We start from the raw sequence: 14751 nt of genomic DNA, 5'->3' as shown, positions 1-14751 counted from the left end.
CTTTAGTAAGAATTAAACGCCTTGGAAGATTTCGATTTCTTTGCTGTCAGCAGTTAGCTTAACGATTGCTTTACGACGACGGCTAGTAAAACCAGCGTGACGACCAACGCGTTTTGCTTTCGGCTTGTAGTTCATGATGTTCACTTTTTCTACTTTAACACCAAAGATCGCTTCAAGAGCATCTTTAACTTCTGTTTTATTAGATTTAACGTCCACATCGAACGTGTATTTTTTTTCAGCCATCATTTCCATAGAACGTTCAGTGATAACTGGGCGCTTAATGATATCACGAGGATCTCTCATTATGCAAGCACCTCCTCTACTTTTTCCACTGCCGCTTTTGTCATGATTAGCTTATCATGATGAAGCACGTCTAAAACGTTTACGCCATCAGCAGTGATTACTGTTACTCCAGGGATATTGCGAGCAGATAACTCTACAGATTCGTTTGCATCAGCAGTTACGATAAGAGCTTTCTTCTCAACAGTTAATCCTTTAAGTACTGCTAGCATATCTTTTGTTTTTGGTGCATTTAACACTAGGTCTTCAAGAACTACAATGTTGTTCTCAACTACTTTAGTAGCTAATGCAGATTTGATTGCTAAACGACGAACTTTCTTAGGAAGTTTGTACGCATAGCTTCTTGGTGTAGGTCCGAATACCGTACCACCACCACGCCATTGAGGAGAGCGGATAGACCCTTGACGAGCACGTCCAGTTCCTTTTTGACGCCATGGTTTACGACCACCACCGCGAACTTCAGAGCGAGTTTTTACTTTGTGTGTACCTTGACGTAAAGATGCACGTTGCATCATTACAGCTTCGAAAAGTACAGCTTCATTTGGTTCGATACCGAAAATAGCTTCAGCTAATTCGATTTCACCAACCTGTGAACCAGTTTGGTTATATACAGTAACTTTTGGCATTGGAATTCCTCCTTCCTATTGTGAATTATTTGCTAACCTTCACAGCGCCTTGAACAACTACAAGAGATTTCTTAGCACCTGGAACGTTACCTTTTACTAGTAATAAGTTGCGCTCAGTGTCAACTTGAACGATTTCTAAGTTTTGGATAGTAACTTGGTCTCCACCCATACGTCCAGCAAGTTTTTTGCCTTTGAATACACGGTTCGGAGCAACTGGGCCCATTGAACCTGGACGACGGTGATAGCGAGAACCATGAGACATAGGTCCGCGAGATTGTCCGTGGCGTTTGATAACACCTTGGAAACCTTTACCTTTAGAAATTCCTGTTACATCAACGATTTCACCTGTAGCGAATACGTCAACTTTTACCTCTTGACCAACCTCTAATCCGTCCACGTCTGCATCGCGGATTTCGCGAATGAAGCGCTTAGGAGTTGTAGATGCTTTAGCAGTGTGGCCTTGTTCAGGTTTGTTAGTTAACTTTTCACGTTTATCTTCAAATCCTAACTGGATTGCATTGTAGCCATCAGTTTCAGTTGTTTTCTTTTGAAGAACAACGTTTGGATTAGCAGCGATAACTGTTACTGGGATTAACTCACCGTTCTCAGCAAATACTTGAGTCATACCGATCTTTCTTCCTAAGATTCCTTTGGTCATGAGTTACACCTCCTACATTTTTAAGTTATATAAATTATAGTTTGATTTCGATATCTACACCAGATGGTAAGTCTAAACGCATTAATGAATCTACTGTTTGTGGAGTAGGACTCACGATGTCGATTAGACGTTTGTGCGTGCGCATTTCGAATTGCTCACGAGAATCTTTGTACTTATGAACAGCACGAAGAATTGTGTAAACAGTTTTTTCAGTTGGTAATGGGATCGGACCAGAAACTGTTGCCCCAGAACGCTTAGCTGTTTCTACAATTTTCTCAGCTGACTGATCAAGAATACGGTGATCGTAAGCTTTTAAACGGATACGAATTTTTTCTTTTGCCATTATTTTCCCTCCTTCGTTCGCCTATTTCTAAAATAGACCTTCTCCATGGAAATTTCCCCACACCATGCCATGGCAAAGCGGCCGGGTGTGTCAGCAACCTTCCACTTCATCGCAGTCAAAGACCAACATTGTCTATTATACAATGTTATTCGTCTAGATGCAAGCATCTTTTTGTTTGCATCTGCTTTTCTCTACTTTTGCTATTATACATGGCACTTTAAAGAATTTCAAGTTTTCATCTAACAGAATTCATTTTACAGTTTCTGGATTATCTTTTGTTGTTTTTATATTACTATAGAAGAAACTCGTCAAAACAAAAAAACACTCTCTTCTCCCTTATATAAACGCAAACAAAAAACCTAAGGGAAAATCCCTTAGGTTTTTTTATATCAGTTAAGATTACTCAACGATAGTAGCAACTACACCGTAACCTACTGTACGTCCACCTTCACGAATAGAGAATTTAGTTCCCTCTTCGATAGCGATTGGAGCGATAAGTTCGATAGTCATTTCGATGTTGTCACCAGGCATTACCATTTCAGTACCTTCTGGTAATTGGATGATACCAGTTACGTCAGTTGTACGGAAGTAGAACTGAGGACGGTAGTTAGCGAAGAATGGAGTGTGACGTCCACCTTCTTCTTTAGATAATACGAAAACTTCAGCTTTGAATTTAGCGTGAGCTTTTACAGAACCGCTTTTTGCAAGTACTTGTCCACGTTGGATGTCTTCACGAGCAACCCCACGAAGTAAAGCACCGATGTTGTCTCCAGCTTGAGCTTGGTCAAGAAGTTTACGGAACATCTCTACACCAGTTACAGTTGTAGAAGCATTTTCTTCAGCAAGACCGATGATTTCTACTACGTCACCAACTTTAACGATACCGCGCTCAACACGACCAGTAGCAACTGTACCACGACCTGTGATAGAGAATACGTCCTCTACAGGCATTAAGAATGGTTTGTCAGTTTCACGTTCTGGAGTTGGGATGTAAGCATCAACTTCAGCCATTAATTCAATGATTTTTGCTTCCCAATCAGCTTCTCCTTGAAGAGCTTTAAGAGCAGAACCTTTGATTACAGGAATGTCGTCGCCTGGGAATCCGTATTCAGATAATAGGTCGCGAACTTCCATTTCTACTAATTCTAATAATTCTTCGTCATCTACCATGTCGCATTTGTTTAAGAATACAACGATGTAAGGAACACCTACTTGACGAGAAAGAAGGATGTGCTCACGTGTTTGAGGCATTGGGCCATCAGCAGCAGATACTACTAAGATACCGCCGTCCATTTGAGCAGCACCAGTGATCATGTTTTTAACATAGTCAGCGTGACCTGGGCAGTCAACGTGTGCATAGTGACGAGTTTCAGTTTCGTACTCAACGTGTGCAGTTGAGATTGTGATACCGCGCTCTCTTTCTTCTGGAGCAGCATCGATTTGATCGTATCCGCGTGCTTCAGCACCACCAGCTTTTGCAAGAACTGTAGTGATCGCAGCAGTTAATGTAGTTTTACCATGGTCAACGTGGCCGATTGTACCGATGTTAACATGGGGTTTAGAACGTTCGAATTTAGCTTTAGCCATTCTAAATTCCTCCTTAGTTTATATAGGTTATTTTATATTTAGACTAGAAAGTGAAACTTACGTCCCACTTTCTAAGCTTACATAAGTAGTTATACTTGAACAATCGATAAAAATCAATTATTCACCTTTATTTTTTTTGATAATTTCTTCAGAAACAGACTTTGGTACTTCTTCATAGTGGTCAAACACCATAGAGAATGTTCCGCGTCCTTGAGTGTTAGAACGTAATGACGTTGCATAACCGAACATTTCAGAAAGTGGAACCATAGCGCGAACAACTTGTGCGTTACCGCGAGCTTCCATACCTTCTACACGTCCACGACGAGATGTTACGTCACCCATAATGTCACCCATGTACTCTTCAGGAATTACAACTTCAACTTTCATCATTGGCTCAAGAATTACTGGGCTACATTTAGAAACCGCAGCTTTAAGTGCCATAGATGCAGCGATTTTGAACGCCATCTCAGATGAATCGACATCATGGTAAGATCCGTCAACTAATGCAGCTTTAATGTCAACTAGTGGATAACCAGCTAGTACACCATTTTTAAGTGCATCTTCAAGACCTGCTCCAACAGCTGGGATGTATTCACGAGGAACTACACCACCGACGATCTTGTTTTCGAATTCGAATCCTTTACCTTCTTCGTTAGGTTCAAACTCAATCCAAACGTGACCGAATTGTCCACGACCACCAGATTGACGAGCGAACTTACCTTCAACTTTCGCAGCAGCGCGGAAAGTCTCACGGTATGCTACCTGAGGAGCACCAACGTTTGCTTCCACTTTGAATTCACGACGCATACGGTCAACGATGATATCAAGGTGAAGTTCACCCATACCAGCGATGATAGTTTGGCCAGTTTCTTGGTCAGTGTGAGCACGGAATGTTGGATCTTCTTCAGAAAGCTTAGATAATGCTGTACCCATTTTATCTTGGTCAGCTTTAGATTTTGGTTCGATAGCTACAGAGATAACTGGCTCTGGGAATTCCATAGACTCAAGGATAACAAGGCTCTTCTCGTCACAAAGAGTATCACCAGTAGTAGTATCTTTTAAACCTACAGCAGCAGCGATATCACCAGCGTAAACTGTTGAAATCTCTTCACGGCTGTTAGCGTGCATTTGTAGGATACGACCTACACGCTCACGCTTACCTTTAGTTGAGTTTTTCACGTATGATCCAGAGTTTAACACACCAGAGTACACACGGAAGAACGTTAACTTACCAACATAAGGGTCAGTCATGATTTTGAATGCTAAAGCTGCGAATGGTTCTTCATCGCTAGACTTACGTTCTACTTCTTCATCTGTATCCGGTAGAGTACCTTTAATAGCAGGTACATCTAGTGGAGATGGAAGGTAGTCGATAACTGCGTCTAACAGAATTTGAACACCTTTGTTTTTGAATGCAGAACCACAGATTACTGGGAAGAATTCTACAGAAGTTGTAGCCTTACGGATACCAGCTTTAAGCTCTTCTACAGTGATTTCTTCACCTTCTAGGTACTTCATCATCATTTCTTCATCAAGCTCAGCTACCGCTTCAATAAGTTTTCCACGGTATTCTTCAGCTAATTCTTTGTGCTCTTCAGGAATTTCAACACGTTGAATGTCTGTTCCTAAATCGTTACCGTACATGTAAGCACACTCTTCAACAAGGTCAATGATACCATTGAACTCATCTTCAGCACCGATTGGTAACTGAATTGGATGTGCGTTTGCTTGTAAACGATCGTGGATTGTTCCTACAGAGTATAAGAAATCTGCACCGATCTTATCCATTTTGTTAACGAATACGATACGAGGTACGCCGTAAGTAGTAGCCTGACGCCAAACAGTTTCTGTTTGTGGTTCTACACCAGATTGCGCATCAAGTACTGCTACAGCGCCATCAAGTACGCGTAAAGAACGTTCTACTTCTACTGTGAAATCTACGTGTCCTGGAGTATCAATGATGTTTACACGATGACCTTTCCATTGTGCTGTAGTTGCAGCAGAAGTAATTGTGATACCACGCTCTTGCTCTTGCTCCATCCAGTCCATCTGAGATGCACCTTCGTGAGTTTCACCGATTTTATGAATACGTCCTGTGTAGTACAGAATACGCTCAGTTGCTGTTGTTTTACCAGCATCGATGTGAGCCATGATACCAATATTACGAGTGTTTTCTAAAGAGAACTCTCTTGCCATTTGGTGTCTTGCTCCTTCCATATATGGATTGGATTTTTTTATTTTAAGTAGCAAAAAAGCCACTTTATATTGTTACACATGTCAGTATGTCCAGTACTCTCATTATGTAAAACGAGCGCCCGATGAAAGGGAGAGGCATTCTCCCTCTCCACACTTCCATAAGCGACAAATAAAGCGGTTTATGCTTACATTTATTTTACGTTGAATCCTACCAACGGTAATGAGCAAATGCTTTGTTAGCTTCTGCCATTTTATGAGTGTCTTCACGTTTCTTAACAGATGCACCAGCGTTGTTAGCTGCATCTAAGATTTCGTTAGCAAGACGCTCTTCCATAGTTTTTTCACCACGAAGACGAGCGTAGTTTACTAACCAACGAAGACCTAAAGTTGTACGGCGTTCTGGACGAACCTCAACTGGAACTTGGTAGTTAGCACCACCAACACGACGAGCGCGTACTTCAAGAACAGGCATGATGTTCTTAAGAGCTTGCTCGAATACTTCCATTGGCTCTTTACCAGTACGTTCGTTTACGATATCGAACGCATTATAAAGAATTGTTTGAGATTTACCTTTTTTACCGTCAACCATCATTTTGTTGATAAGGCGTGTTACTAGCTTCGAATTGTACATTGGATCTGGTAACACGTCACGTTTCGCAACAGGTCCTTTACGAGGCATATTGAGTTCCTCCTTTCATTTTAAAGTTATTATTTTTTAGCAGGTTTTGGTCTCTTAGTACCATATTTAGAACGTCCTTGCATACGTTTGTCAACACCAGCTGTGTCAAGCGCACCACGAACGATGTGGTAACGTACCCCCGGTAAATCCTTTACACGACCACCGCGAATTAATACTACGCTATGCTCTTGTAGGTTATGACCGATACCTGGGATGTAAGCTGTAACCTCGATACCGTTTGTTAAACGTACACGAGCGTATTTACGTAACGCTGAGTTAGGTTTCTTTGGAGTCATTGTACCAACACGAGTACATACACCACGTTTTTGAGGTGCAGAGATATCAGTTGATTTTTTCTTTAAAGAGTTAAAACCTTTGTTTAACGCAGGTGATTTAGATTTCCATACTTTATCAGTACGACCATTTCTCACTAATTGGTTAATAGTAGGCATTTGATTATCCTCCCTTCGCATGTTTGTATGACCACATATCCAGGTGGTTCATTATTAGTTGAAAACAAAGTTTTTGCAAGGAAGAGCAAATGCTCTCTCCTCACAAAAACAGTTTTAACTTATTATTCCTATTGCTGAAGCTCCCACTTGAATCCCCGAAGCTTTACCAAGCTTACGAACTGATTCAACTTTTGTTATGGGCACGTTATATTGCATTGCAACACGAATGATAGCATGGGTTAACCGCATGTCAGCATCCTCTGCGATGACAACTTCTTTAACTGTACCATTTTTGATTGCCTCCAATGTGCGTTTATGACCAACGACTACATTTTCAGCAGTTGATACTTTTTGATAAGACATATAAATATCCTCCAAAGCATCGTTCAGGAGCAACCTTGATTATAGTAACATTTTGACTCATACAATGTCAACTAAGATTAATTGTTTTTATACAAAATTTATGCCGGAAAATTTTACTGTTCCACATAAACCTCATCGTTTTCTACATTCATGTCATCTTGTGTTGTTTTTACAAGATCCACTTTGCGATAACGATTCATACCTGTTCCAGCAGGAACAAGTTTACCGATAATAACATTTTCTTTTAATCCTAGAAGTTCATCGCGTTTACCCTTAATTGCTGCATCAGTTAAGACACGAGTTGTTTCTTGGAACGATGCTGCAGATAAGAATGAATCTGTTTCAAGTGAAGCTTTTGTAATACCAAGTAGAACAGGTCTAGCTGTTGCTGGTTGCTTACCTTGCAGTAAGACCTTAGCATTCGCATCAGTGAACTGATGGATATCTAGTAATGTTCCTGGTAATACATCTGTTTCACCTGCATCACTTACACGAACTTTACGTAACATTTGACGTACCATTACTTCTACGTGTTTGTCACCAATTTCTACCCCTTGCATACGGTATACTTTTTGAACTTCACGTAATAAGTATTCTTGAACCGCCGTAATGTCCGTTACTTTTAGTAATTCTTTCGGATCAATAGAACCTTCTGTTAACTCTTTACCGTGGCTAATTGGCTGTCCTGGAGTTACTTTCAGACGAGCACCGTAAGGAATAGCATACGTACGAGCTTCAACTTCGCCCTGTACAACTACTTCTTGGCGATCTTTAACGTCGTTGATCGCTGCGATAACACCGTCGATTTCACTGATAACTGCCTGACCTTTCGGATTACGAGCTTCGAAGATCTCTTGGATACGAGGTAAACCTTGAGTGATATCATCTCCGGCAACCCCACCTGTATGGAATGTACGCATCGTTAACTGTGTACCTGGCTCACCGATAGATTGAGCTGCGATAATACCTACCGCTTCTCCTACTTCTACGTCTGTTCCAGTTGCTAAGTTACGACCGTAACACTTCTTACATACACCGTGGCGAGTGTTACACGTAAACGCTGAACGAATGTTTACAGTTTCAACACCCGAATTTTCAACGATATGAGCGATATCTTCAGTAATTAATTGATTTTCAGCAACTAATACTTCACCTGTTTCAGGATGTTTTACAGTTTTTCTTGCAAAACGTCCAACAAGACGATCATATAATGACTCGATAACTTCATTACCCTCTTTAATCGCACCGATTAATAAACCGCGATCTGTTCCACAATCATCTTCACGAACGATTACATCTTGTGCAACGTCAACAAGACGACGTGTTAAGTAACCAGAATCGGCAGTTTTAAGTGCTGTATCAGCAAGACCTTTACGCGCACCGTGCGTAGAGATGAAGTACTCAAGTACTGTTAAACCTTCACGGAAACTCGATTTGATTGGAAGTTCGATGATACGACCAGATGGATTGGCCATAAGACCACGCATACCAGCAAGCTGAGTAAAGTTAGATGCGTTACCACGGGCACCTGAGTCACTCATCATGAAGATTGGGTTGCGTTTATTCAAGGATTTCATCAGTTTTCCTTGGATAACATCTTTTGCATTACTCCAAATAGAGATAACGCGATCGTAACGTTCTTCTTCCGTGATTAAACCGCGACGGAATTGTTTAATTACATTATCTACTTTTGCTTGTGCTTCGTGGAGAATTTCATCTTTTTCGCCTAATACAAGAATGTCAGATACCCCAACTGTAATACCAGCTTTTGTAGAGTACTTGAATCCTAAGTTTTTCATACGGTCAAGCATGCGAGACGTTTCTGTAATTTGGAAACGTTTGAATACTTCCGCAATGATGTTACCAAGGATTTTCTTGCTAAATGGCGCCACTTCTTCGCGACTAGCAATAATTTCTTTAATGTTCGCACCTTTTTCAACGAAATATTTCGCTGGTGTTTCTTTTTCAAGGTTTGAATTTGTTGGTTCATTAATATAAGGGAACGACTCTGGTAAGATTTCGTTAAATATTAATTTACCAACTGTTGTTAATAGAAGCATACTCTTTTGCTCTTCAGTAAATGTTGCGTTGTTTACTGCACTTGCAGCTACTGCAACACGTGTATGAAGATGAACATATCCATTTTGATATGCAAGCAATGCTTCGTTTGCATCTTTGAAGACCATACCTTCACCGATTGCACCTTCACGCTCAAGTGTTAAGTAATAGTTACCTAATACCATATCCTGAGATGGAGTAACAACTGGTTTACCGTCTTTCGGGTTCAAGATGTTTTGTGCCGCTAACATAAGAAGACGAGCTTCAGCTTGAGCTTCTGATGATAAAGGTACGTGAACGGCCATTTGGTCACCGTCAAAGTCCGCGTTGTATGCAGTACATACAAGTGGGTGAAGACGGATTGCGCGACCTTCTACTAATGTAGGTTCAAACGCCTGGATACCAAGACGGTGAAGTGTTGGTGCGCGGTTTAGAAGTACTGGATGTTCTTTAATCACAGACTCTAAAACGTCCCAAACTTCAGGTTGTACACGCTCGATTTTACGTTTCGCACTCTTAATGTTATGTGCTAATCCTTTTTCAACTAACTCTTTCATTACGAAAGGTTTGAACAGTTCAAGCGCCATTTCTTTTGGTAATCCACATTGATACATCTTTAAGTTCGGTCCTACAACGATTACAGAACGACCAGAGTAGTCAACACGTTTACCTAATAAGTTTTGACGGAAACGTCCTTGTTTACCTTTAAGCATGTGAGATAGTGATTTTAATGGACGGTTACCTGGTCCAGTAACTGGACGGCCACGACGACCATTATCGATTAATGCGTCTACAGCTTCTTGTAACATACGTTTTTCGTTTTGAACGATGATGCTTGGTGCACCTAAGTCCAATAGACGTTTTAAACGATTGTTACGGTTAATTACACGACGGTATAAGTCGTTTAAGTCAGAAGTAGCAAAACGTCCACCGTCTAACTGTACCATTGGGCGTAGTTCTGGTGGGATTACTGGTAGAACATCTAAGATCATCCAAGACGGTTCATTTCCAGAGTTACGGAATGCTTCTAATACTTCTAGACGTTTAATAGCACGAGTACGGCGTTGTCCTTGTGCTGTTTTTAATTCTTCTTTTAAGAAGTCTACTTCTTTATCTAAATCGATGTCTTGTAGTAGCTTTTTAATTGCTTCTGCACCCATAGCAGCTTGGAATGTGCTACCATATCGATCACGATATGCACGGTATTCTTTTTCAGAAAGTAATTGCTTCTTATCAAGTGGTGTATCTCCACTTTCTGTTACAACATAAGAAGCGAAATAAATTACTTCTTCAAGCGCGCGAGGGGACATGTCTAAGACAAGTCCCATGCGGCTCGGGATACCTTTGAAATACCAAATATGAGATACAGGAGCAGCTAATTCGATATGACCCATACGTTCACGACGTACTTTTGCACGCGTTACTTCAACGCCACATCGATCACAAACTACACCTTTATAACGTACACGTTTGTATTTTCCACAATGACATTCCCAGTCCTTTTGTGGTCCGAAAATACGCTCACAGAACAAGCCATCTTTTTCAGGCTTTAACGTACGATAGTTAATAGTTTCTGGTTTCTTAACTTCACCGTATGACCAAGAACGAATCTTGTCAGGTGAAGCAAGTCCAATCTTCATATATTCAAAGTTATTTACATCTATCAAGGGGCCTACCTCCCTTTTAGTCTACAGGTTATCCCAATTATTCCTTAGTTGTCTCAACTTCGACATTCAATTTATCTGCTGATTGATGATCATCGTCATCTTCTGTATCACGCATTTCAATTTCTGTATCGTCGCTAGACATCATTTTAACGTCCATACCTAAACTTTGCAGCTCTTTAATCAATACTTTGAATGATTCAGGAACGCCTGGTTCTGGAACATTTTCGCCTTTAACAATTGCTTCATAAGTCTTAACACGTCCAACAACATCATCAGACTTCACTGTTAAGATTTCTTGAAGAGTATAAGCAGCACCGTAAGCTTCAAGTGCCCAAACCTCCATCTCACCGAAACGCTGTCCACCGAACTGAGCTTTACCTCCAAGAGGTTGCTGCGTTACAAGTGAGTATGGTCCAGTAGAACGAGCATGAAGTTTATCGTCAACCATGTGCGCAAGTTTGATCATATACATGACACCAACAGATACGCGGTTATCGAATGGTTCACCAGTACGTCCGTCATACAGGATTGTTTTCGCGTCATTTGCCATACCAGCTTCTTCAATTGTGCCCCAAACATCTTCCTCACGAGCACCATCGAATACTGGTGTTGCAATGTGAATGCCAAGGTATCTTGCTGCCATACCAAGATGAAGCTCTAATACCTGACCGATATTCATACGAGATGGTACCCCTAATGGGTTTAACATGATATCGATTGGCGTACCGTCTGGTAAGTAAGGCATATCTTCTTCTGGTAAAATACGAGAAATAACACCTTTGTTACCGTGACGTCCGGCCATCTTGTCACCTTCAGAAATTTTACGTTTTTGAACGATATATGCACGTACAAGTTGATTCACGCCTGGTGGCAATTCATCGCCATCTTCACGGTTGAATACTTTTACGTCTAAGATAATACCGCCACCACCGTGTGGTACACGTAGTGATGTATCACGTACTTCACGCGCTTTTTCTCCAAAGATAGCATGTAATAGACGTTCTTCAGCTGTTAATTCTGTTACACCTTTAGGTGTTACTTTACCAACAAGTAAATCTCCATCTTTTACTTCAGCACCAACGCGAATGATACCGCGCTCGTCAAGGTTACGTAATGCGTCTTCCCCAACGTTTGGAATGTCACGTGTAATTTCTTCTGGTCCAAGCTTCGTATCACGAGCTTCTGATTCATATTCTTCAATATGAATAGAAGTGTACACATCATCTTTTACAAGGCGCTCACTCATGATGATCGCATCCTCGTAGTTATAACCGTCCCAAGTCATGAAGCCAACAAGCACGTTACGTCCAAGTGCTAGTTCACCTAATTCCATAGAAGGACCATCCGCAAGGATTTCACCTTTTACAACTTCATTTCCAACACTTACGATTGGACGTTGGTTGTAACAAGTTCCTTGGTTAGAACGAATGAATTTTTGCATTTTGTAGCGATCTAAGTCGCCTTTTACTGTTTGACCGTCAACTTCTACATAGCGACGTACCCAAACTTCACGTGCTTCTACGCGCTCAACAACACCAGGATGTTTACAGATTACTGCAGCACCTGAGTCTTTTGCTGATACGTACTCCATACCTGTACCTACAATCGGAGATTCCGGATTCATTAACGGAACCGCCTGACGTTGCATGTTCGCTCCCATAAGTGCGCGGTTAGAGTCATCGTTTTCTAAGAACGGAATACAAGCTGTCGCTGCCGACACTACTTGTTTTGGAGATACATCCATGTAGTCGATGCGTTCTCTATTTGTGACAATGTTTTCACCACGGAAACGAGCTACGATATCTTCACTTAGGAATTCACCTTCGTCAGATAATTTCATATTCGCTTGGGCTACAACATAATTATCTTCTTCATCTGCTGTTAAGTAATCAACATGCCCTGTTACAAGACCAGTTTCTGGGTCAACACGACGGTATGGTGTTTCAATGAAACCAAACTCATTTACTTTCGCGAACGAAGATAATGAGTTAATCAAACCGATGTTTGGTCCCTCTGGTGTTTCAATCGGACACATACGACCGTAGTGAGAGTAATGAACGTCACGCACTTCAAAGCCTGCGCGCTCACGCGTTAAACCACCGGGTCCTAATGCAGATAGTCTTCGTTTGTGAGTTAACTCTGCTAATGGGTTTGTTTGGTCCATAAACTGAGATAACTGAGAACTTCCGAAGAACTCTTTAATAGATGCAATAACAGGACGAATATTAATTAGTGCCTGTGGTGTAATCGCATTTGTATCTTGGATCGACATTCTCTCACGAACAACACGTTCCATACGAGAAAGACCGATACGGAATTGATTTTGTAATAGTTCTCCAACAGAACGCAGACGACGGTTTCCTAAATGGTCAATATCATCTGTATCCCCTACTTTGTATAGTAGGTTGAAGAAGTAACTGATAGAAGCAAGGATATCACCTGGTGTGATGTGTTTCACATCACGAGTAATGTTTGCATTACCAATTACATTAATTACGCGTTCGCCTTCCGACTCAGGAGCATAAATCTTAATAGATTGCAGCTCAACATCGCCTTCTACCACTCCACCCATTGGTTTCGCTGTTTTGAATCCAATGTTTTTCTCTAAGTAAGGTAAAATGCGATCAAGTGTACGACGATCTAAGATTGTTCCTTCTGCCGCTAAAATTTCACCAGTTTCTGGATCCACTAATGTTTCAGCTAAACGTTGATTAAACAATCTGTTTTTAATGTGTAACTTCTTGTTGATCTTATAGCGACCTACATTTGCTAAATCGTAGCGCTTTGGATCGAAGAAACGAGACACAAGTAAGCTCTTAGCATTTTCTACTGTTGGTGGTTCACCAGGACGTAGACGCTCATAAATTTCAAGCAATGCTTTTTCTGTGCTATCTGTGTTGTCTTTTTCTAATGTGTTGCTTAAGTATTCGTTATCACCTAAAAGCTCGGTGATTTCTTGATCAGAGCCAAACCCTAATGCGCGTAACAAAACAGTTACAGGAAGTTTACGCGTACGGTCAATACGCACATATACAACATCCTTAGCATCTGTCTCATACTCTAACCAAGCTCCGCGGTTTGGAATTACAGTAGCAGTAAAACCACGTTTTCCGTTTTTATCCACTTTGCCACTATAGTATACGCTTGGAGAGCGAACTAACTGGGAAACGATAACACGTTCTGCACCGTTAATTACGAATGTTCCAGTCTCTGTCATGAGTGGGAAATCTCCCATGAACACATCTTGTTCTTTTACTTCACCAGTTTCCTTGTTGATTAGACGCACTTTTACACGAAGTGGTGCTGCATACGTCACATCACGCTCTTTGCATTCGTCTACAGAGTATTTAGGTTCACCTAAGCTGTAGTCGATAAATTCAAGCGATAGATTTCCCGTAAAGTCTTCAATCGGAGAAATGTCTTGGAACATTTCTCGCAAACCCTCATCAAGAAACCACTGATAAGAAGAGGTTTGAATTTCGATAAGATTTGGTAACTCTAATACTTCACTAATACGGGCATAACTTCTTCGTTGGCGGTGGCGTCCGTATTGAACTAGTTGACCTGTCAACTGCTTCACCCCTCAAATCATGAGTATTATAAATGCACAAAAAAATTTGTGCAAAATCACAAATAAATACAACTACTGCTATTAGCGTAGTCTCTTTCTCTTAAAGATAAATACGTTGAGTCTTTCTACCTGCTCAAAAAAGAAAAATGGCTTCTATAAGAAAACCATCATTCTGTTTCATAATCTGCTGATTTTACTATCTTTTCCAAGAGAAACAAAAATATACATCTTTCTCAACGCAGAAAATCATA

11 protein-coding genes are annotated in these 14751 nt (G+C 40.9%); all 11 read right to left on the bottom strand.

Annotated elements, in window-relative coordinates:
• Positions 1 to 12 precede the first annotated feature (12 nt).
• Positions 13 to 303: a 50S ribosomal protein L23 gene (rplW, locus tag N2V80_RS00680; protein ID WP_001205558.1), complete on the bottom strand. Its 291-nt coding sequence runs from the start codon at positions 301 to 303 to the stop codon at positions 13 to 15.
• Positions 303 to 926 carry a 50S ribosomal protein L4 gene (gene rplD / locus N2V80_RS00675; protein WP_001127258.1) on the bottom strand — a complete coding sequence of 208 codons (624 nt, stop codon included), beginning with the start codon at positions 924 to 926 and terminating at the stop codon, positions 303 to 305. The genes rplW and rplD overlap by 1 nt, the downstream gene beginning before the upstream one ends.
• 25 nt (positions 927 to 951) lie before the next feature.
• Positions 952 to 1584, bottom strand: coding sequence for a 50S ribosomal protein L3 (rplC, locus tag N2V80_RS00670; protein WP_000160207.1), 633 nt, complete (start codon positions 1582 to 1584; stop codon positions 952 to 954).
• 34 nt (positions 1585 to 1618) lie between these two features.
• Complete coding sequence (gene rpsJ / locus N2V80_RS00665; protein ID WP_001040596.1) at positions 1619 to 1927, bottom strand: 30S ribosomal protein S10; 309 nt, start codon at positions 1925 to 1927, stop codon at positions 1619 to 1621.
• A 399-nt stretch (positions 1928 to 2326) separates the two neighbouring features.
• Positions 2327 to 3514, bottom strand: a complete 1188-nt coding sequence (gene tuf / locus N2V80_RS00660; protein WP_001029614.1) for an elongation factor Tu — start codon at positions 3512 to 3514, stop codon at positions 2327 to 2329.
• Positions 3515 to 3631: 117 nt separating this feature from the next.
• The gene (fusA, locus tag N2V80_RS00655) at positions 3632 to 5710 is read right to left on the bottom strand and encodes an elongation factor G (RefSeq protein ID WP_000090370.1); all 2079 of its coding nucleotides are present in this window, start codon (positions 5708 to 5710) and stop codon (positions 3632 to 3634) included.
• A gap of 208 nt (positions 5711 to 5918) precedes the next feature.
• Positions 5919 to 6389 carry a 30S ribosomal protein S7 gene (rpsG, locus tag N2V80_RS00650; RefSeq protein ID WP_001137491.1) on the bottom strand — a complete coding sequence of 157 codons (471 nt, stop codon included), beginning with the start codon at positions 6387 to 6389 and terminating at the stop codon, positions 5919 to 5921.
• A 29-nt stretch (positions 6390 to 6418) separates the two neighbouring features.
• Entirely contained in the window at positions 6419 to 6841 is a 423-nt protein-coding gene (rpsL, locus tag N2V80_RS00645) for a 30S ribosomal protein S12 (protein ID WP_001142341.1), read from the bottom strand.
• Between the two features lie 114 nt (positions 6842 to 6955).
• Positions 6956 to 7204 carry a 50S ribosomal protein L7ae-like protein gene (locus N2V80_RS00640; protein ID WP_000121837.1) on the bottom strand — a complete coding sequence of 83 codons (249 nt, stop codon included), beginning with the start codon at positions 7202 to 7204 and terminating at the stop codon, positions 6956 to 6958.
• 113 nt (positions 7205 to 7317) lie between these two features.
• Positions 7318 to 10929, bottom strand: a complete 3612-nt coding sequence (rpoC, locus tag N2V80_RS00635; RefSeq protein WP_000567939.1) for a DNA-directed RNA polymerase subunit beta' — start codon at positions 10927 to 10929, stop codon at positions 7318 to 7320.
• A 37-nt stretch (positions 10930 to 10966) separates the two neighbouring features.
• Positions 10967 to 14500 carry a DNA-directed RNA polymerase subunit beta gene (rpoB, locus tag N2V80_RS00630; protein WP_000147553.1) on the bottom strand — a complete coding sequence of 1178 codons (3534 nt, stop codon included), beginning with the start codon at positions 14498 to 14500 and terminating at the stop codon, positions 10967 to 10969.
• Between the last annotated feature and the right edge of the window lie 251 nt (positions 14501 to 14751).

Origin of the sequence: Bacillus sp. FSL W8-0640, assembly GCF_038007725.1 — a bacterium.
Classification (GTDB): domain Bacteria; phylum Bacillota; class Bacilli; order Bacillales; family Bacillaceae_G; genus Bacillus_A; species Bacillus_A cereus.
Note: the sequence above shows the minus strand (reverse complement) of the source record. Positions and strands in the feature narration are given on the sequence as shown.